Source organism: Enterobacter sp. E12, assembly GCF_014596715.2.
GTDB classification, from domain to species: Bacteria; Pseudomonadota; Gammaproteobacteria; order Enterobacterales; family Enterobacteriaceae; genus Enterobacter; species Enterobacter bugandensis.
Genome location: NZ_CP115601.1, coordinates 4,595,200 through 4,614,066, shown reverse-complemented (window position 1 = coordinate 4,614,066; position 18,867 = coordinate 4,595,200). Strand labels below are relative to the sequence as shown.

19 protein-coding genes are annotated in these 18,867 nt (G+C 57.2%); 15 read left to right on the top strand and 4 right to left on the bottom strand.

Annotation, left to right across the window (positions count from 1 at the left end; genetic code table 11):
• Positions 1-71: 71 nt before the first annotated feature.
• Both recQ and rhtC read left to right on the top strand, forming a co-directional pair.
• On the top strand, positions 72-1,901 hold the full coding sequence (gene recQ / locus IB212_RS22090; protein WP_032644788.1) for an ATP-dependent DNA helicase RecQ: 1,830 nt from the start codon (positions 72-74) through the stop codon (positions 1,899-1,901).
• A 61-nt stretch (positions 1,902-1,962) separates the two neighbouring features.
• Complete coding sequence (gene rhtC / locus IB212_RS22085) at positions 1,963-2,583, top strand: threonine export protein RhtC (protein WP_010426287.1); 621 nt, start codon at positions 1,963-1,965, stop codon at positions 2,581-2,583.
• On the opposite strand, the gene rhtB is transcribed toward rhtC, so the two are convergent.
• Complete coding sequence (gene rhtB, locus IB212_RS22080) at positions 2,580-3,200, bottom strand: homoserine/homoserine lactone efflux protein (protein ID WP_028014786.1); 621 nt, start codon at positions 3,198-3,200, stop codon at positions 2,580-2,582. The genes rhtC and rhtB overlap by 4 nt on opposite strands.
• 111 nt (positions 3,201-3,311) lie before the next feature.
• Here rhtB and pldB point away from each other — a divergent pair, with 111 nt between their 5' ends.
• The 3 genes from pldB (at position 3,312) to IB212_RS22065 (ending at position 6,112) form a co-directional block, all read left to right on the top strand.
• Positions 3,312-4,304 carry a lysophospholipase L2 gene (pldB, locus tag IB212_RS22075; RefSeq protein ID WP_041911835.1) on the top strand — a complete coding sequence of 331 codons (993 nt, stop codon included), beginning with the start codon at positions 3,312-3,314 and terminating at the stop codon, positions 4,302-4,304.
• Positions 4,305-4,329: 25 nt separating this feature from the next.
• Positions 4,330-5,130, top strand: a complete 801-nt coding sequence (yigL, locus tag IB212_RS22070; RefSeq protein WP_028014784.1) for a sugar/pyridoxal phosphate phosphatase YigL — start codon at positions 4,330-4,332, stop codon at positions 5,128-5,130.
• A gap of 82 nt (positions 5,131-5,212) precedes the next feature.
• Positions 5,213-6,112 carry a carboxylate/amino acid/amine transporter gene (locus tag IB212_RS22065; RefSeq protein WP_032644934.1) on the top strand — a complete coding sequence of 300 codons (900 nt, stop codon included), beginning with the start codon at positions 5,213-5,215 and terminating at the stop codon, positions 6,110-6,112.
• Here the strand turns inward: IB212_RS22065 and metR are convergent.
• Positions 6,000-6,953 (bottom strand): HTH-type transcriptional regulator MetR, encoded by a 954-nt coding sequence (metR, locus tag IB212_RS22060; protein ID WP_028014783.1) that lies wholly within the window; start codon positions 6,951-6,953, stop codon positions 6,000-6,002. The genes IB212_RS22065 and metR overlap by 113 nt on opposite strands.
• A gap of 115 nt (positions 6,954-7,068) precedes the next feature.
• Between metR and metE the strand changes: the two genes are divergently transcribed.
• Positions 7,069-9,330, top strand: a complete 2,262-nt coding sequence (gene metE / locus IB212_RS22055) for a 5-methyltetrahydropteroyltriglutamate--homocysteine S-methyltransferase (RefSeq protein WP_188246148.1) — start codon at positions 7,069-7,071, stop codon at positions 9,328-9,330.
• Positions 9,331-9,373: 43 nt separating this feature from the next.
• On the opposite strand, the gene IB212_RS22050 is transcribed toward metE, so the two are convergent.
• Positions 9,374-10,180, bottom strand: a complete 807-nt coding sequence (locus IB212_RS22050) for a dienelactone hydrolase family protein (protein ID WP_041911837.1) — start codon at positions 10,178-10,180, stop codon at positions 9,374-9,376.
• A gap of 255 nt (positions 10,181-10,435) precedes the next feature.
• Here IB212_RS22050 and udp point away from each other — a divergent pair, with 255 nt between their 5' ends.
• The 9 genes from udp to tatD all read left to right on the top strand — a co-directional run bounded on the left by udp (position 10,436) and on the right by tatD (position 18,346).
• Positions 10,436-11,197, top strand: coding sequence for a uridine phosphorylase (udp, locus tag IB212_RS22045; protein ID WP_003860792.1), 762 nt, complete (start codon positions 10,436-10,438; stop codon positions 11,195-11,197).
• Between the two features lie 139 nt (positions 11,198-11,336).
• Complete coding sequence (gene rmuC, locus IB212_RS22040; protein ID WP_041911838.1) at positions 11,337-12,794, top strand: DNA recombination protein RmuC; 1,458 nt, start codon at positions 11,337-11,339, stop codon at positions 12,792-12,794.
• Between the two features lie 66 nt (positions 12,795-12,860).
• Positions 12,861-13,616 (top strand): bifunctional demethylmenaquinone methyltransferase/2-methoxy-6-polyprenyl-1,4-benzoquinol methylase UbiE, encoded by a 756-nt coding sequence (gene ubiE / locus IB212_RS22035; RefSeq protein WP_028014779.1) that lies wholly within the window; start codon positions 12,861-12,863, stop codon positions 13,614-13,616.
• Positions 13,617-13,629: 13 nt separating this feature from the next.
• The gene (gene ubiJ, locus IB212_RS22030) at positions 13,630-14,235 is read left to right on the top strand and encodes a ubiquinone biosynthesis protein UbiJ (protein WP_041911839.1); all 606 of its coding nucleotides are present in this window, start codon (positions 13,630-13,632) and stop codon (positions 14,233-14,235) included.
• On the top strand, positions 14,232-15,872 hold the full coding sequence (gene ubiB, locus IB212_RS22025; protein ID WP_028014777.1) for a ubiquinone biosynthesis regulatory protein kinase UbiB: 1,641 nt from the start codon (positions 14,232-14,234) through the stop codon (positions 15,870-15,872). The genes ubiJ and ubiB overlap by 4 nt, the downstream gene beginning before the upstream one ends.
• A gap of 76 nt (positions 15,873-15,948) precedes the next feature.
• Positions 15,949-16,203: a Sec-independent protein translocase subunit TatA gene (tatA, locus tag IB212_RS22020; protein ID WP_013099238.1), complete on the top strand. Its 255-nt coding sequence runs from the start codon at positions 15,949-15,951 to the stop codon at positions 16,201-16,203.
• Positions 16,204-16,206: 3 nt separating this feature from the next.
• Positions 16,207-16,749, top strand: a complete 543-nt coding sequence (gene tatB, locus IB212_RS22015; RefSeq protein WP_028014776.1) for a Sec-independent protein translocase protein TatB — start codon at positions 16,207-16,209, stop codon at positions 16,747-16,749.
• A gap of 2 nt (positions 16,750-16,751) precedes the next feature.
• Complete coding sequence (tatC, locus tag IB212_RS22010) at positions 16,752-17,522, top strand: Sec-independent protein translocase subunit TatC (protein WP_028014775.1); 771 nt, start codon at positions 16,752-16,754, stop codon at positions 17,520-17,522.
• A gap of 41 nt (positions 17,523-17,563) precedes the next feature.
• Complete coding sequence (gene tatD, locus IB212_RS22005) at positions 17,564-18,346, top strand: 3'-5' ssDNA/RNA exonuclease TatD (protein ID WP_041911840.1); 783 nt, start codon at positions 17,564-17,566, stop codon at positions 18,344-18,346.
• Here the strand turns inward: tatD and rfaH are convergent.
• The gene (rfaH, locus tag IB212_RS22000) at positions 18,343-18,834 is read right to left on the bottom strand and encodes a transcription/translation regulatory transformer protein RfaH (protein WP_020882871.1); all 492 of its coding nucleotides are present in this window, start codon (positions 18,832-18,834) and stop codon (positions 18,343-18,345) included. The genes tatD and rfaH overlap by 4 nt on opposite strands.
• Positions 18,835-18,867: the final 33 nt, after the last annotated feature.

Here is an 18,867-nt window from a genome sequence, read left to right as displayed (position 1 = left end):
GTTAAACGTTGAAGTTTCTCTCTCAGGCGCTGAAAATAGCGCCTGTTTTATTTTTCGCAAATGGGGTTAACGTGGCGCAGGCGGAAGTATTGAATCAGGAGTCGCTGGCTAAACAGGTTTTGCATGAAACCTTTGGCTACCAGCAGTTCCGCCCCGGCCAGGAAACCATCATTGAAACGGTGCTGGAAGGCCGAGACTGCCTGGTGGTGATGCCGACCGGCGGCGGTAAATCCCTCTGCTATCAGGTGCCTGCGCTGGTGCTGAACGGCCTGACAGTCGTGGTATCCCCGCTCATTTCCCTGATGAAAGACCAGGTTGACCAGCTGCTCGCCAACGGCGTGGCGGCGGCCTGTCTTAACTCGACCCAAACCCGGGAGCAGCAGCAAGAGGTGATGGCCGGGTGCCGCACCGGGCAGATCCGCCTGCTGTATATCGCGCCGGAACGCCTGATGTTGGATAACTTCCTCGACCATCTCGCGCACTGGAACCCGGTCCTGCTGGCGGTGGATGAAGCGCACTGTATTTCCCAGTGGGGACACGATTTCCGCCCGGAATACGCCGCCCTCGGCCAGCTGCGTCAGCGCTTCCCCGAGCTGCCGTTTATGGCGCTTACCGCCACGGCGGACGACACCACGCGTCTGGACATTGTTCGCCTGCTGGGGCTGAACGACCCGTATATTCAGGTCAGCAGCTTCGACCGCCCGAACATCCGCTACATGCTGATGGAAAAATTCAAGCCGCTGGACCAGCTCCTGCGCTACGTTCAGGAGCAGCGCGGCAAGTCCGGTATCATCTACTGCAACAGCCGCGCGAAGGTGGAAGACACCGCCGCGCGTCTGCAAAACCGTGGCTTTAGCGCCGCGGCCTATCACGCCGGGCTGGAGAACCACATCCGCGCCGACGTGCAGGAGAAATTCCAGCGCGACGACCTGCAAATCGTCGTCGCGACGGTGGCGTTCGGGATGGGCATCAACAAGCCGAACGTGCGCTTTGTGGTGCATTTCGACATTCCGCGCAATATCGAATCCTACTATCAGGAGACCGGCCGCGCCGGCCGTGACGGCCTGCCTGCGGAAGCGATGCTGTTTTACGATCCGGCCGATATGGCGTGGCTGCGCCGTTGTCTGGAAGAGAAGCCGCAGGGACAACTCCAGGACATTGAGCGCCACAAGCTCAACGCGATGGGTGCCTTCGCTGAAGCGCAAACCTGCCGCCGTCTGGTGCTGCTCAACTACTTTGGTGAAGGGCGACAGGAGCCGTGCGGCAACTGCGATATCTGCCTCGATCCGCCAAAGCAGTACGATGGCCTGATGGACGCGCGCAAAGCGCTCTCGACCATTTACCGCGTGAATCAACGCTTCGGGATGGGCTACGTGGTGGAAGTACTGCGCGGTGCTAACAACCAGCGTATTCGCGATATGGGCCACGACAAGCTGCCGGTTTACGGCATCGGTAAAGACCAGAGCCACGAGCACTGGGTCAGCATTATTCGCCAGCTGATTCACCTCGGTTTTGCCACGCAGAACATTGCTCAACACTCCGCGCTACAGCTGACCGAAGCAGCGCGTCCGGTGCTGCGCGGTGATGTTGAGCTCAAGCTCGCCGTGCCGCGCGTGGTCGCCCTCAAGCCGCGCGTGATGCAGAAATCCTACGGCGGTAACTATGACCGCAAGCTGTTTGCCAAGCTTCGCAAGCTGCGTAAAGCTATCGCTGACGAAGAGAACATTCCGCCATACGTGGTGTTCAACGACGCGACGCTGATAGAGATGGCCGAGCAGATGCCGCTCAGCGCCAGCGAAATGCTCAGCGTTAACGGCGTGGGGACGCGCAAGCTGGAGCGCTTCGGTAAAGAGTTTATGGCGCTTATCCGCTCTCACGCCGATGGTGATGATGAGGAGTAGTCAGCCGGGCGAAAAAGTGCCAGGATGATGACTCACTGAATTATTTCCCCGCGAGCTAATTATGTTAATGCTATTTCTCACCGTGGCGTTAGTGCACATCGTTGCGCTGATGAGCCCTGGCCCAGACTTTTTCTTCGTGTCGCAAACTGCCGTCAGCCGCTCCCGCAAAGAGGCGATGATGGGCGTGCTCGGTATTACCATGGGCGTTATGGTCTGGGCGGCGGTCGCGCTGCTCGGTCTGAACCTGATCCTGGCGAAGATGGCGTGGCTGCATAACATCATTATGGTTGGCGGCGGGCTGTACCTGTGCTGGATGGGCTACCAGATGCTGCGCGGGGCGCTGAAGAAAGAAGAGAAAAAGCCAGAAGAGCCAAAGGTAGAGCTGGCAACGGGCGGCCGCAGCTTTGTAAAAGGGCTCCTGACTAACCTGGCAAACCCGAAAGCGATTATCTATTTCGGCTCCGTGTTCTCGCTGTTTGTGGGTGACAGCGTCGGCGCAGGCGCGCGCTGGGGGATCTTCCTGCTGATCGTTGTTGAGACGTTCGCCTGGTTCACTATTGTTGCCAGCCTGTTCGCCTTACCGGCGATGCGCCGCGGCTATCAGCGCATCGCGAAGTGGATCGACGGCTTCGCCGGCGCGCTGTTCGCCGGCTTCGGCATTCATCTCATCATCTCTCGCTAAGCATGACGCGCTGACGCAAGCAGCGCGCCCACCAGCATAAACAGCGAACCAAAGACTTTGTTCAGGGCCTTCATCTGCTTAGGCCCTTTGATCCACGCCGCTATCCGCTGCGCCAGCGTCGCGTAACCAATCATCACGATGATATCGACAATAATGGTGGTCGCGCCCAGCACCACGTACTGCATGACCTGAGGCTGATGTGGCACGATAAACTGTGGGAACAGGGCTGCGAGGAACACGATGCTTTTCGGGTTCGTCAGGTTCACGAACACCGCGCGCTTAAACAGGTGGCCGCGCGTTTGCGTCCTGGAGAGCGTATTCAGGTCAATCGAGCCTGCCGCGCGCCACTGCTGGATACCGAGCCAAATCAGATACGCCGCACCGGCCCACTTCAGCACTTCAAACGCCAGCACCGAACGAGAGAACAGCGTCCCCAGACCAATCCCCACCAGCACAATATGAATGCCGAGCCCGGTCTGTAAACCGGCAATGGACGCCGCCGCACCGCGATAGCCGTGGTTGATGGAGGTGGTCATAGTGTTAATGGCGCCAGAGCCGGGTGAAAGGCTAAGGATGATTGATGTCAGCAGGTAGGCGAACCACCACTCGAAGGTCATTTGAATCTCCCGAACCGTCTATTTTTATGCCACAATACGCTATTGTTGAGTCATTTTGTGACCAGTGACGAAAAAAAACGATATTCCCTGGATTACGTGAGTGGAAACCCAATGTTTCAGCAGAAAAAGGACTGGGAAACACGAGAAAACGCGTTTGCTGCTTTCTCAATGGGGCCGCTGACCGATTTCTGGCGGCAGCGTGAGGAAGACGAGTTTACGGGCGTCGGTGGCATCCCGGTGCGCTTCGTTCGCTTCCGCAATGAAAAAAATGACCGGGTGATCGTGGTCTGCCCCGGGCGTATCGAAAGCTACGTTAAATATGCCGAACTGGCCTACGACCTGGTCAACATGGGGTTTGACGTGCTGATCATCGATCACCGTGGACAGGGGCTGTCCGGGCGCATGCTGCCGGATACGCACCGCGGGCACGTGGATCACTTCAGCGATTACGTCGACGATTTTGCCGCGTTCTGGCAGCAGGAAGTTCAGCCCGGCCCCTGGCGCAAGCGGTACATCCTTGCGCACTCCATGGGCGGCGCCATTTCGACGCTGTTTTTGCAGCGGTATGAGCACCAGTGCGACGCCATTGCGCTCACCGCGCCGATGTACGGTATTGTCATTCGTTTTCCCGACTGGATGGTGCGCCATCTTCTCGACTGGGCTGAGGGCCATCAGCGCATTCGTGAAGGCTATGCCATCGGAACCGGACGCTGGCGCGCATTGCCGTTCGCCATCAACGTCTTAACCCACAGTCGGCAGCGCTATCGCCGCAACCTGCGCTTTTATGCCGATGAACCGCGCTTGCGCGTCGGCGGCCCGACCTGGCACTGGGTGCGTGAGGGTATTCTGGCCGGTGAGCAGGTGCTGGCAGGCGTAGGCGATGATGACACGCCGACGCTTCTGATTCAGGCGGAGGAAGAGCGTGTGGTGGATAACCGCATGCATGACCGCTATTGTGAACTGCGCGCTGCCGCCGGTCACCCTTGTGAAGGGGGTAAACCGCTGGTCATCAACGGCGCGTACCATGAGATCCTTTTTGAAAAGGACGCTATGCGCTCAGTCGCGCTTAACGCCATCGTCGAGTTTTTCGACCGGCATAACTGATTTTCTATTGAGGTTAAATTTTCCTATGTACCAGGTTGTTGCATCTGATTTAGATGGCACGCTGCTTTCCCCCGACCACACCCTGTCGCCTTATGCGAAAGAGACCTTAAAGCTTCTGACCGCCCGTGGCGTGAACTTTGTGTTCGCTACCGGCCGCCACCACGTGGACGTGGGGCAGATCCGCGATAATCTGGAGATTAAGTCGTACATGATCACCTCCAACGGTGCGCGCGTGCATGATACCGACGGCAACCTGATCTTCACCCATAACCTGGATCGCGATATTGCTGCCGATCTCTTCGGCGTGGTGCATAACAATCCGGCTATCGTCACCAACGTATACCGTGACGACGAATGGTTCATGAACCGCCACCGCCCGGATGAAATGCGTTTCTTCAAGGAAGCGGTATTCAACTACTCCCTGTATGAGCCGGGCCTGCTGGATCCAGAGGGGATCAGCAAGGTGTTCTTCACCTGCGACAGCCACGAAGAGCTGCTGCCGCTTGAGCAGGCGATCAACGCCCGCTGGGGCGATCGCGTCAACGTGAGCTTCTCTACCCTGACCTGTCTGGAAGTGATGGCGGGCGGCGTTTCTAAAGGTCACGCGCTCGAAGCGGTTGCGAAACGTCTGGGCTTCGCGCTTAAAGACTGTATCGCCTTTGGCGACGGCATGAACGACGCCGAGATGCTCTCTATGGCGGGCAAAGGCTGCATCATGGAAAACGCGCACCAGCGCCTGAAGGATCTGCATCCGGAGCTGGAGGTCATCGGCACCAACGCAGACAACGCGGTACCGAAATACCTGCGCAAACTGTTCCTTGAATAATCTTCATTCGGTTGTTTATTGTTCAGTTGTCAACTAAAGAGTTCGCTACAATGCCTGTCCTTCTTTCTGAGAGACAAGCATTGTGGCGCTACTCATTATCACCACTATCCTGTGGGCCTTCTCCTTTAGCCTGATTGGCGAATACCTTGCCGGTTCGGTCGACAGCTACTTCTCGGTGCTAATGCGCGTGGGGCTGGCGGCGCTGGTGTTTCTGCCGTTCCTGCGCACGCGCGGGCAATCGCTGAAAACCATTCTGCTGTACATGCTGGTGGGGGCGATGCAGCTTGGCATCATGTATCTGTTCAGCTTCCGGGCTTACGTCTACCTGTCCGTCTCCGAATTCCTGCTCTTTACCGTGCTGACGCCGCTCTATATCACCCTGATCTACGACCTGCTCAGCAGGCGCCGTCTGCGCTGGGGATATCTGCTAAGTGCCGCGCTGGCGGTTATTGGCGCGGCGATCATTCGCTACGACAAAGTTAGCGATCACTTCTGGACAGGGCTGATGTTCGTCCAGCTTGCCAACATCAGCTTTGCCATTGGTATGGTGGGCTACAAGCGCCTGATGGAAACCCGCCCGATGCCGCAGCACAACGCGTTTGCGTGGTTCTATATGGGTGCGGCGATCGTCGCGGTGGCGGCGTGGTTTATGCTCGGCAACCCGCAAAAGCTGCCGACCACCACCGTGCAGTGGAGCGTTCTGGTCTGGCTGGGCGTGGTGGCGTCGGGGCTGGGGTACTTTATGTGGAACTACGGCGCTACGCAGGTAGACGCCGGTACGCTGGGGATCATGAACAACGTGCACGTCCCGGCGGGGCTGCTGGTGAACCTTGCCATCTGGCAGGAACAGCCGCACTGGCCGAGCTTCCTTATTGGGGGGGCGGTGATCCTGGCTTCACTGTGGGTCCATCGCCGCTGGGTCGCTCCGCGCTCCGCACAAACGGAAGATGGTCGCACGCGTGGTTCCGCGCTGAGCGAATAAACGCCTCCGTAACCGGCTGACGCTGCTCGCCATCGCGCACGGCGGCGTACAACCGGCTCCACAGTCCTTCCCCCAGGGTTTTGGTGACCACCAGACCCTGGCGTTCAAAGCTCTCAACCACCCAGTGCGGCAGCGCCGCGATACCCATGCTGGCCGCCACCATCTGGATCAGCAGCAGGGTGTTATCCACGCTTTTCAGTTGAGGGCTGATGCCTGCCGGCTGCAGAAAATGACGCCAGATATCCAGGCGGCTGCGCTGAACCGGGTAAATCAGCAGCGTTTCTGTCGCCAGATCTTCCGGCGTAATGCGCGTTTTGGCCGCCAGCGGATGGTCCGGCGCCAGCACCAGACGCACCTCAAAATCAAACATCGGCGAATAGTGCAGGCCGCTGCGCGGCAGGATGTCGGACGTCATCACCAGATCCAGCTCGCCCTGCTGGAGCGAGGGCTGCGGGTCGAACGTCACGCCGGATTTAAAGTCCATCTCCACCTGCGGCCACTTCTGGCGAAAGTTCTCAAGCGCGGGGGTCAGCCACTGAATACAGCTGTGGCACTCAATGGCGATCCGCAGTTTGGTCTGCTGCGGCTCGTTACACGCCTGCAGCGCGCTGGCGATCTGCGGCAGTACCTGATTCGCCAGTTGAAGAAGAATTTCACCCTGCGGCGTAAAGCGCAAAGGCTGGCTCTTACGCACAAAAAGACGAAATCCGAGGCGTTGTTCCAGATCGCTGAACTGGTGAGAAAGGGCGGACTGGGTCTGGTGCAGCGTGGCCGCTGCCGCCGCTAGCGAACCGCAGTTCCGCAACGCTTGTAGCGTTTTCAGGTGTTTAATCTCGATCATGAAAGTCCTTCACTCCGCCATGAACATTTTGCGCTTGAGGAATATACAGTACCTGCCAATTATAGATGTGTAAACATCTGGACGTCTAAATAACAAATTTCACAAGGGGCATACCATGACAATCCGCACTCACACTCTCGGTTTTCCTCGCGTTGGCCTGCGTCGCGAGCTGAAAAAAGCGCAAGAAAGCTACTGGGCGGGCAACGCCACCCGTGAAGAACTGCTGGCGGTGGGGCGGGAGCTGCGCGCCCGTCACTGGGATCAGCAAAAACAGGCGGGTATTGACCTGCTGCCGGTGGGCGATTTCGCCTGGTACGACCATGTTCTGACGACCAGCCTGCTGCTGGGCAACGTGCCGGCTCGTCATCAGAACAAAGATGGATCGGTGGATATCGACACCCTGTTCCGCATCGGCCGTGGCCGCGCGCCAACGGGTGAGCCAGCGGCAGCGGCGGAAATGACCAAGTGGTTTAACACCAACTATCACTATATGGTGCCGGAGTTCGTCAAAGGTCAGCAGTTTACGCTGACCTGGACGCAGCTTCTGGACGAAGTGGATGAAGCGCTGGCGCTGGGCCACCAGGTGAAGCCCGTATTGCTGGGGCCGGTAACCTACCTGTGGCTGGGTAAAGTGAAGGGCGAGCAGTTTGACCGCCTCAGCCTGCTGAAGGATATTCTGCCGGTCTATAAACAGGTGCTGATTGAGCTGGGCAAGCGCGACATTCAGTGGGTGCAAATCGACGAACCCGCGCTGGTGCTGGAGCTGCCGCAGGAGTGGCTCGATGCCTTCAAACCGGCGTATGACGCGCTCACCGGCCAGGTGAAGCTGCTGCTGACCACCTATTTCGAGGGCGTGACGCCGAACCTCGACACTATCACCGCGCTGCCGGTTCAGGGCCTGCACGTTGACCTGGTTCACGGTAAGGACGATGTCGCAGAGCTGCACAAGCGCCTGCCTGAGGAGTGGTTGCTCTCCGCCGGTCTGGTCAACGGCCGTAACGTCTGGCGCGCCGATCTGACCGAGAAATACGCCCAAATTAAAGACATCGTCGGCAAACGCGAGCTGTGGGTGGCATCATCATGCTCGCTGCTGCACAGTCCGATCGATCTGAGCGTGGAGACCCGTCTCGACCCTGAAGTGAAAAGCTGGTTTGCCTTCGCCCTGCAAAAATGTGAAGAGCTGGCGCTGCTGCGCGACGCGCTCAACAGCGGCGACACGGCGGCGATTACCGACTGGAGCGCACCGATTCAGGCGCGTCGTCACTCGGCTCGCGTGCACAACCCGGCGGTAGAAAAACGTCTGGCGGCCATCACCGTCCGGGACAGCCAGCGTCAGAGCCCGTACGAGGTACGTGCCGAAGCCCAGCGCGCCCGCTTCAACCTGCCCGCGTGGCCGACCACGACCATCGGTTCATTCCCGCAAACTACCGAGATCCGCGGCCTGCGTCTGGACTTCAAAAAGGGCAATCTGGACGCGAATCATTACCGCACCGGCATTGCGGAACACATCAAGCAGGCGATTATCGAGCAGGAACGCCTCGGGCTGGACGTGCTGGTACACGGTGAAGCCGAGCGTAACGACATGGTGGAATATTTCGGTGAGCACCTGGACGGCTTCGTCTTTACCCAGAACGGCTGGGTGCAGAGCTACGGCTCCCGCTGCGTGAAGCCGCCGGTGGTCATTGGCGACGTCAGCCGCCCGGAACCGATCACGGTGGAGTGGGCGAAGTACGCCCAGTCCCTGACCGACAAGCCGGTAAAAGGCATGCTGACCGGCCCGGTGACCATCCTCTGCTGGTCGTTCCCGCGCGAAGACGTGACCCGTGAAACCATCGCCAAACAGATCGCCCTGGCGCTGCGTGATGAAGTGGCGGATCTGGAGGCGGCGGGGATTGGCATCATCCAGATTGACGAACCGGCGCTGCGCGAAGGTTTGCCGCTGCGCCGCAGCGACTGGGATGCTTACCTGCAGTGGGGCGTGGAAGCATTCCGCATCAACGCCGCAGTGGCGAAGGACGACACCCAGATCCACACCCATATGTGTTACTGCGAATTTAACGACATCATGGATTCGATTGCCGCGCTGGATGCAGACGTGATCACCATCGAGACCTCGCGTTCAGACATGGAACTGCTGGAGTCGTTTGAAGAGTTCGACTACCCGAACGAAATTGGGCCGGGCGTGTACGACATTCACTCCCCGAACGTGCCGAGCGTGGAGTGGATTGAGGCGCTGCTTAAAAAAGCCGCTCAGCGCATCCCGGCGGAACGCCTGTGGGTAAACCCGGACTGCGGCCTGAAAACCCGCGGCTGGCCGGAGACGCGTGCGGCGCTCGCCAACATGGTGAAGGCGGCGCAGAATTTGCGTCAGGCTTGATGACGCGCAGGCCCGGTAAGTCGCAGTCGCCACCGGGCTTTTTTTATGCTTTCTTCCCACCGTACTGGCTAAACCATGCCAGCATTCTCTGCCAGCCATCTTTCGCGGATTCCGCGTGATAGCTCGGACGATAATCGGCATTAAACGCGTGTCCGGCATCGGGATACAGCACGATTTCGGCCTTCGCGTTCGCCGCCCGCAGCGCGTGGCGCATCGTCTCGACGGTATCAAGCGGAATGCCGGTATCCTGGCCACCATATAGCCCTAACACCGGGGCATTGAGATCGGTAGCGATATCAACCGGATGCTTCGGTGAGTTCAGCGTCTTTTCGCCCACCAGTTTGCCGTACCAGGCAACGGCGGCTTTCAGCTGCGGGTTATGCGCGGCATACAGCCAGCTAATGCGTCCACCCCAGCAGAAACCGGTGACCATTAAGCGGTGCGGGTCGCCGCCGTTGCGCGCCGCCCAGCTGGCGACGTGGTCGAGGTCTGCCAGCACCTGCGCGTCCGGCACTTTGCTGACCAGGTTGCTGAACAGCGTCGGGATATCACTGTAGTCATTCGGATCGCCCTGACGGAAGTAGAGCTCTGGCGCAACGGCCAGATAACCCTCCAGCGCCAGGCGGCGGCAGAGGTCGCGAATATGTTCGTGAACGCCGAAAATCTCCTGAACCACAATCACGATGGGCAGCGGGCCGTCTGCTGACTTTGGCCGCGCGTGCCAGGCAGGCATATTTTCTCCCTGAGAGGGGATGGAGGTCTCGCCTGCCGTAATGGCCTCTTCTGAGGTTGAGACGATAGTTGAAGCATGCGGAGCCGCAGCAGGTGCAAATCCGGTTTTTTCAGTCATGGCATTCTCCGTACCAATGAGTTAGCGCAAAGGTAAATATAGACACCAGGTTAACAACTCACAGTGCCTTAAACGGTCTATCTTTTGTGCAGCACCCGACGATATAACTTGTTAATGTGATGTGAATCACTTTTTGATGGAAATTCAATGCAATCATTTTCATTCATGGTGAGATGCGTCACGAAATTATGCTTACCGCTTCTGTAAAGTACCGTTTTACTTCTTCTGACTAACCGACCCACAGAGGAGTCACCTATGTCTAAGTCTGATGTTTTTCATCTCGGCCTCACTAAAAACGATTTACAAGGGGCTACGCTCGCTATCGTCCCTGGCGACCCAGAGCGTGTGGAAAAGATCGCCGCGCTGATGGATAAGCCGGTCAAGCTGGCTGCCCATCGTGAATTCACCACCTGGCGTGCAGAGCTGGATGGCAAAGCGGTGATTGTGTGCTCTACCGGTATCGGTGGCCCGTCTACCTCTATCGCCGTGGAAGAGCTGGCGCAGCTGGGCATTCGTACTTTCCTGCGTATCGGCACCACCGGCGCGATTCAGCCGCACATTAACGTGGGCGACGTGCTGGTGACGACCGCTTCCGTGCGTCTGGACGGCGCAAGCCTGCACTTTGCACCGATGGAATTCCCGGCAGTGGCTGACTTCGAGTGCACCACCGCGCTGGTTGAAGCGGCGAAATCCGTGGGCGCAACCACTCACGTGGGCGTAACTGCCTCTTCTGATACCTTCTATCCGGGCCAGGAGCGTTACGACACCTTCTCAGGCCGCGTGGTGAGCCGCTTCAAAGGCTCAATGGAAGAGTGGCAGTCTATGGGCGTGATGAACTACGAGATGGAATCCGCAACGCTGCTGACCATGTGCGCAAGCCAGGGTCTGCGTGCCGGTATGGTGGCGGGCGTTATCGTCAACCGTACCCAGCAGGAGATCCCGAACGCCGAAACCATGAAGCAGACAGAAAGTCACGCGGTGAAAATCGTGGTTGAAGCGGCTCGCCGCCTGATCTAGTTCTCCTCTCTGAGATAAAAGGCCGACGCGTTCGGCCTTTATTTTTTGCGTAGCGCCTCGCAGGAAAACCCTTTCAAACTGGACGTTTATACAGCACAATCTTATTTTGTGCGGGTAATACGTTGATGCAGGGGGCATTGTGGATATCTCAATCCTTATTTATGCGGTAATTGCGCTGGCGGGCGTGGCGATAGGCTGGCTGATATCCAGCTATCAGCATGCACAGCAGAAGGCCGAGCAGTTGGCTGAACGCGAAGAGATCGTCGCCGATTTAAGCGCCGCAAAACAGCAGCTTGCCCTAAGCGACCATTGGCGCGACGAGTGTGAACTGCTCAATAACGAACTGCGTAACCTGCGCGACATCAACACCTCCCTGGAGGCCGATCTCCGCGAAGTGACTACCCGCCTTGAATCCACCCAGCTGCATGCCGAAGACAAAATCCGCCAGATGATCAACAGCGAGCAGCGCCTCAGCGAACAGTTCGAGAACCTCGCCAACCGCATTTTCGAGCACAGCAACCGCCGCGTTGATGAGCAAAATCGCCAGAGCCTGAACAGCCTGCTGACGCCGCTGCGCGAACAGCTGGACGGCTTTCGCCGTCAGGTACAGGACAGCTTTGGTCAGGAAGCCCGCGAACGCCACACGCTGGCGCATGAGATCCGCAATCTTCAACAGCTGAATGCCCAGATGGCGCAGGAAGCGGTCAACCTGACGCGGGCGCTGAAAGGCGATAACAAAACCCAGGGTAACTGGGGGGAAGTGGTGCTCACCCGCGTGCTGGAGGCCTCTGGCCTGCGGGAAGGGTATGAATACGAAACGCAGGTGAGTATCGAAAACGATGCCCGCTCGCGAATGCAGCCGGATGTGATTGTGCGTCTGCCGCAGGGCAAAGATGTGGTCATTGACGCCAAAATGACGCTGGTGGCCTATGAGCGCTACTTCAACGCTGAAGATGACTATACGCGCGAATCGGCGCTGCAGGAGCACATTGCCTCCGTGCGTAACCATATTCGCCTGCTGGGTAGAAAGGATTATCAGCAACTGCCGGGGCTGCGCTCGCTGGACTACGTGCTGATGTTTATCCCGGTCGAACCCGCGTTTTTGCTGGCGCTCGACAGACAGCCCGAACTGATCACCGAAGCGCTGAAAAATAACATTATGCTGGTCAGCCCCACCACGCTGCTGGTGGCCTTACGCACCATTGCGAACCTGTGGCGCTATGAGCACCAGAGCCGTAACGCGCAGCAGATTGCCGACCGCGCCAGCAAGCTGTACGACAAAATGCGCCTCTTCGTGGACGACATGTCCTCCGTCGGGCAAAGCCTGGATCGTGCGCAGGATAACTACCGCCAGGCGATGAAAAAGCTCTCCTCCGGGCGTGGCAACCTGCTTGCGCAGGCTGAAGCATTCCGCAGCCTGGGAGTGGAGGTTAAACGCGAGATTAATCCGGAATTGGTCGAACAGGCGACAGCCCAGGACGAAGAGTTCCGACTGCGTGAGGGCGGGGATGAACAAAATTCACCCAGCCAGGACAACGATTTAGCGCCGGATTTATCGCCAGACGAGCAGCCAGCGCGTTTCTTTCGCGGTGGTTGAATCGTAGGGCAATTGCGCCCAATCTGTTACACTTCACGAACATTTGACTGATTAGCAGGCTCTGAAATGGTTGACGATTCACAAGACACGACGCACTTTGGCTTTCAGACTGTAGCCAAAGCGCAGAAAGCTGACATGGTGGCCCACGTATTTCATTCCGTGGCGGCGAAGTACGATGTGATGAATGACTTGATGTCGTTCGGCATTCATCGCTTGTGGAAGCGCTTCACCATCGACTGCAGCGGTGTGCGTCGTGGACAAACGGTTCTCGATCTGGCTGGCGGTACGGGCGATCTGACGGCGAAATTCTCCCGTCTGGTGGGCGAAACCGGTCGCGTTGTACTGGCTGATATTAATGACTCCATGCTTAAAATGGGACGCGAAAAGCTGCGTAACATCGGCGTGGTGGGTAACGTGGAATACGTGCAGGCCAACGCCGAAGCGCTGCCGTTCCCGGACAATACTTTTGACTGCATCACGATTTCCTTCGGTCTGCGTAACGTCACTGATAAAGAAAAAGCGCTGCGTTCCATGTACCGCGTGTTGAAGCCGGGTGGACGCCTGCTGGTGCTCGAGTTCTCTAAACCGATTATCGACCCGCTGAGCAAAGCCTACGACGCATATTCCTTCCACGTGCTGCCGCGTATTGGCGAACTGGTGGCAAACGACGCGGAAAGCTATCGCTATCTGGCGGAATCAATTCGCATGCATCCGGATCAGGACACCTTAAAAGCCATGATGCAGGATGCGGAATTTGAGAACGTTGAGTACTTCAACATGACGGCGGGTGTCGTCGCGCTGCATCGCGGTTACAAATTCTGAGTGGAGGTGTCCCGTGCCCTTTAAACCCTTAGTCACCGCAGGCATCGAGAATGTGCTGAATGCCTTCCTGTATCGCGCTCCGGCGCTGAAAGCCGCACGTCAGCGGCTTAACGGGAAGGTACTGCGCATTGTGTTAAAAGAGTTCTCGACGCCGCTCGTGCTGGTGTTCAGCGAACGTCAGCTTGACGTTCTGGGTGAGTGGGAAGGTGAAGCTGATTGCTCAGTCATTACCCATATGAGCGTGCTGCCAAAACTGCGCGATCGCCAGCAATTAACGGCGCTTATCCGCAGCGGTGAGCTGGAAGTGGAAGGCGACATCCAGGTCGTGCAGAACTTCGTTGCGCTCAGCGATCTGGCTGAGTTTGACCCGGCAGAGCTGCTGGCGCCTTTTATTGGCGACATCGCCGCTGAAGGGATCGGGAAAGTTATTCATGGCGGCACGGCGTTCCTGCGCAAAAATCTGCAACGCCAACAGCGTTATGCCGCAGAAGTACTGACCGAGGAGTGGCGCATGGCGCCCGGGCCGCTGGAAGTTGCGTGGTTCGCAGAAGAGACGGCCGCGGTTAAACGTGCGGTTGATGCCCTAAGCAAACGGCTGGAAAAACTGGAGGGCAAATGACGCCTGGTGAAATTCGGCGCCTCTATTTTATCATCCACACCTTTTTGAGTTACGGGCTCGACGAGCTCATCCCCAAAATGCGTATCACGCTGCCTCTCAGGATCTGGCGGCGGACGCTGTTCTGGATGCCAAATCGCCATAAAGGTCAGCCGCTGGGTGAACGCCTGCGTCTGGCGCTGCAGGAGCTCGGCCCGGTATGGATTAAGTTCGGACAGATGCTCTCAACTCGCCGCGATCTCTTCCCGCCGCACATTGCCGATGAACTGGCGATGCTGCAGGACCGTGTCGCCCCGTTTGACGGGGTGAGAGCGAAGAAACAGATCGAGGAGGCGATGGGTAACCTTCCCGTTGAAACCTGGTTTGACGATTTCGAAATAGAACCGCTGGCGTCGGCTTCTATCGCTCAGGTGCACACTGCGCGTCTGAAAGAGAACGGCAAAGAGGTGGTGATCAAGGTGATCCGCCCGGATATCCTGCCGATTATCAAAGCCGACATGAAGCTAATTTATCGTCTGGCGCGTTGGGTTCCGCGTCTGCTGCCGGACGGCCGTCGACTGCGCCCGATGGAAGTGGTGCGGGAATATGAAAAAACGCTGATTGATGAGCTTAATCTGCTGCGTGAATCGGCAAACGCCATTCAGCTGCGCCGCAATTTTGAAAACAGCCCGATGCTGTACGTGCCTGAAGTCTATTCTGACTATTGCAGCCAGAACATGATGGTCATGGAGCGCATCTACGGTATTCCGGTTTCGGATGTGGTGGCCCTGGAGAAGCAGGGAACGAACATGAAGCTGCTGGCCGAACGTGGCGTGCAGGTTTTCTTTACCCAGGTATTCCGCGACAGTTTTTTCCATGCGGACATGCATCCGGGCAATATCTTCGTGAGCTATGAGCATCCTGAGGATCCGAAATACATCGGTATCGACTGCGGAATTGTGGGCTCGCTGAATAAAGAAGATAAACGTTATCTGGCTGAGAACTTCATCGCCTTCTTCAACCGCGACTACCGTAAGGTGGCCGAGCTGCATGTGGATTCCGGCTGGGTTCCGCCAGACACCAACGTCGAAGAGTTCGAGTTTGCTATCCGTACCGTTTGCGAACCGATTTTTGAAAAACCGCTGGCAGAGATCTCTTTTGGACACGTGCTGTTAAACCTGTTCAATACGGCCCGCCGCTTTAATATGGAAGTTCAGCCACAGTTAGTTTTACTCCAGAAAACATTACTTTACGTTGAGGGTGTAGGTCGACAACTCTATCCTCAGTTAGACTTGTGGAAGACGGCTAAACCTTTCCTGGAATCCTGGATTAAGGATCAGGTTGGCCTTCCAGCGCTGGTGCGTTCGCTGAAAGAGAAAGGACCGTTCTGGATCGAAAAAATGCCTGAAATTCCTGAACTGGTTTACGACAGTTTGCGTCAGAGCAAGAATCTTCAGCACAGCATGGATAAAATCGCCCGCGAGCTTCAGTCCAGCCGTGTGCGCCAGGGACAGTCACGCTACCTCTTTGGCATTGGCGCAACGCTGCTGCTGAGCGGTACGTTGCTGCTGATCAACCGTCCTGACTGGCAGATGATGCCCGCCTGGCTGATGGCTGGCGGGGTTGTTGTCTGGCTTGCAGGATGGAGAAAAACGCGCTGAGTTTGCATCGCCATCGACAGGTCGCATACGTATAATGCGACCTGACCAATTAATCATCTATCCCTGAGGAATATGTATGGGTGGTATCAGTATCTGGCAATTAGTCATTATTGCCGTCATCGTTGTGCTGCTGTTTGGCACCAAAAAGCTCGGTTCTATTGGTTCCGATCTGGGCGCGTCTATCAAAGGCTTCAAGAAAGCAATGAGCGATGATGAGAGCAAGCAGGATAAAACCAGCCAGGACGCTGACTTTACTGCTAAATCCATCTCCGATAAGCAGGAAGATGCCAAAAAGGAAGACGCTAAACGCCACGATAAAGAGCAGGTGTAAGTCGTGTTCGACATTGGTTTTAGTGAGCTGCTGCTGGTCTTTGTGATTGGTCTGATCGTGCTGGGGCCGCAGCGTCTGCCGGTAGCGGTGAAAACCGTCGTGGGCTGGGTTCGAGCGCTAAGATCGCTGGCTTCGACCGTTCAGAACGAGCTGGCGCAGGAACTTAAGCTGCAGGAGTTTCAGGAAAGCCTGAAAAAGGTTGAGAAGGCGAGCATGGATAACCTGACGCCGGAATTGAAAGCCTCAATGGATGAGCTGCGCGAAGCGGCGGAATCCATGAAGCGCTCTTATAGCGTTAACGATCCTGAAAAAGCGAGCGATGAAGCGAACACTATTCATAACCCGGTGGTGAAGGACAGCGAAGCGCAGCGTGAGGGCGTGACGCCAGCGAGTGCGGAGCACCAGGCCGCAGCGCCTGAACAAACGCCGCAGGAAACTGAACTGAAAAAACAGGCGCAGCCGGAAGAGCCGGTTGTAAAAGCGGCTGAAGCGAAACCCGCCGCGCCCGTTTCCGAATCATCCCCCTCGTCGAGTGATAAAGCGTAACCATGGCAGTAGATGATACTCAACCGCTTATTACGCACCTGATTGAGCTGCGTAAGCGCCTGTTAAACTGCATTATTGCGGTATTCCTCATATTCCTGTGCCTGGTCTATTTCGCCAACGATATTTATCAGGTGGTTTCTGCGCCGCTGATCAAGCAGATGCCGCTGGGGGCAACGATGATTGCAACAGACGTTGCATCACCGTTTTTCACCCCGATTAAGCTCACCTTCTGGGTGTCGTTGATTGCGTCTGCACCCGTCATCCTTTATCAGGTATGGGCATTTGTGGCGCCAGCACTGTACAGGCATGAACGTAAACTGGTGATCCCGCTGCTGGTCTCCAGTTCGCTGCTGTTCTATATCGGCATGGCGTTTGCCTACTTCGTTGTCTTCCCGCTGGCCTTTGGCTTCCTGACGCATACCGCGCCGGAAGGGGTTCAGGTATCGACGGATATCGCCAGCTACCTCAGCTTTGTGATGGCGCTGTTTATGGCGTTCGGTGTGGCGTTTGAAGTGCCGGTGGCCATTGTGCTGCTCTGCTGGGTTGGGGTAACCACCCCTGATGACCTGCGTAAGAAGCGTCCCTATATTCTGGTGGGCGCCTTCGTAGTCGGCATGCTGCTGACGCCGCCGGACGTCTTCTCACAAACGCTGCTGGCAATACCGATGTACTGCCTGTTTGAGGTTGGCGTATTCTTCTCGCGTTTCTACGTGGGAAAAGGACGCCGGTCGGACGATGAAGACGATGCGTCCGAAAAGACCACTGAAGAGTAAAACCAGCCGCCCGTCAGGGCGGTTGTTCTATGGGGAATCGCATGTTTGATATCGGACTCAACCTGACCAGCTCGCAGTTTGCGAAAGATCGTGACGAGGTGGTTGCGCGGGCTTTTGAGGCTGGCGTAAAAGGGCTGCTCCTGACCGGGACCAACCTGCATGAGAGCGAGCAGGCGCTGCTGTTGGCGCAACGCTATCAACACTGCTGGTCAACCGCCGGCGTCCACCCTCATGACAGCAGCCAGTGGACGGCTGAGAGCGCAGAAACCCTGCGCACGCTGGCAAAAACGGCAGAGGTGGTGGCTATTGGCGAGTGCGGGCTCGATTTTAACCGCAACTTCTCCACGCCTGAAGAACAGGAAAAGGCGTTCACTGCCCAGCTTGTGCTGGCGGCAGAGCTTCAAATGCCCGTCTTTATGCACTGTCGCGATGCGCATGAACGTTTTCTCGCACTGCTGGACCCGTGGCTGGATAAACTGCCCGGCGCAGTGCTCCACTGCTTCACCGGGTCTCGCCAGGAAGCGCTGGATTGCCTGAACCGCGGTTTGTATCTGGGGATCACCGGTTGGGTGTGTGATGAGCGCCGCGGGCTTGAGCTTCGCGAGCTGCTGCCGATAATCCCGGCAGACCGTTTGCTTCTTGAAACCGATGCGCCATACCTGCTGCCGCGAGATATGAAGCCCAAACCGGCATCGCGGCGAAACGAGCCCGCCTTGCTGGGGCACATTGTTGAGCGCGTAGCGCACTGGCGCGGAGAGGATCCGCACTGGCTTTCCGCGCAGACGGATGACAACGTGCGTCGCCTGTTCGGGATAAACGTTTAAACTTTGCGGAAGTCGGTGTTTTTCACGCTCTGCAGCACCTGCTTGTTCAGCAGATTGAGCAACAGCATGGAGCGCGCTTCACCGTCCGGCTCGGCGAAAATCGCCTGCAGGCCTTCGAATGCGCCTTCGGTAATGACGACGCTATCACCCGCGTAAGGGGTTTCCGGGTCGGTGATCCCTTCAGGCTGTTGATAAACAGACAGCTGATGAATGACGGTCGACGGAACGGTTGCCGGGTGGGCACCAAAACGAACGAAGTGGCTGACGCCGCGCGTTGCGCTGATGGTAGTGGTGTGGATCACCTCAGGGTCGAACTCCACGAACAGATAGTTCGGGAATAAAGGCTCACTGACGGTTGTGCGCTTCCCGCGCTGCATTTTTTCAAGCGTGATCACGGGTGTCAGACAATTTACAGACTGACGTTCAAGATGTTCCTGCGCGCGCTGAAGTTGCCCGCGTTTGCAATACAGTAAATACCAGGCCTGCATAATCACTCTTTCCCTTAGTTCGGGGCGCAAGCA

Excerpts from the sequence above, each read along its gene's own strand:
- rhtC (WP_010426287.1), top strand. The coding sequence starts at position 1,963 with ATGTTAATGCTATTTCTCACCGTGGCGTTAGTGCACATCGTTGCGCTG.
- rhtB (WP_028014786.1), bottom strand. The coding sequence starts at position 3,200 with ATGACCTTCGAGTGGTGGTTCGCCTACCTGCTGACATCAATCATCCTT.
- pldB (WP_041911835.1), top strand. The coding sequence starts at position 3,312 with ATGTTTCAGCAGAAAAAGGACTGGGAAACACGAGAAAACGCGTTTGCT.
- yigL (WP_028014784.1), top strand. The coding sequence starts at position 4,330 with ATGTACCAGGTTGTTGCATCTGATTTAGATGGCACGCTGCTTTCCCCC.
- metR (WP_028014783.1), bottom strand. The coding sequence starts at position 6,953 with ATGATCGAGATTAAACACCTGAAAACGCTACAAGCGTTGCGGAACTGC.
- metE (WP_188246148.1), top strand. The coding sequence starts at position 7,069 with ATGACAATCCGCACTCACACTCTCGGTTTTCCTCGCGTTGGCCTGCGT.
- IB212_RS22050 (WP_041911837.1), bottom strand. The coding sequence starts at position 10,180 with ATGACTGAAAAAACCGGATTTGCACCTGCTGCGGCTCCGCATGCTTCA.
- udp (WP_003860792.1), top strand. The coding sequence starts at position 10,436 with ATGTCTAAGTCTGATGTTTTTCATCTCGGCCTCACTAAAAACGATTTA.
- ubiE (WP_028014779.1), top strand. The coding sequence starts at position 12,861 with ATGGTTGACGATTCACAAGACACGACGCACTTTGGCTTTCAGACTGTA.
- ubiB (WP_028014777.1), top strand. The coding sequence starts at position 14,232 with ATGACGCCTGGTGAAATTCGGCGCCTCTATTTTATCATCCACACCTTT.
- tatA (WP_013099238.1), top strand. The coding sequence starts at position 15,949 with ATGGGTGGTATCAGTATCTGGCAATTAGTCATTATTGCCGTCATCGTT.
- tatC (WP_028014775.1), top strand. The coding sequence starts at position 16,752 with ATGGCAGTAGATGATACTCAACCGCTTATTACGCACCTGATTGAGCTG.
- tatD (WP_041911840.1), top strand. The coding sequence starts at position 17,564 with ATGTTTGATATCGGACTCAACCTGACCAGCTCGCAGTTTGCGAAAGAT.
- rfaH (WP_020882871.1), bottom strand. The coding sequence starts at position 18,834 with ATGCAGGCCTGGTATTTACTGTATTGCAAACGCGGGCAACTTCAGCGC.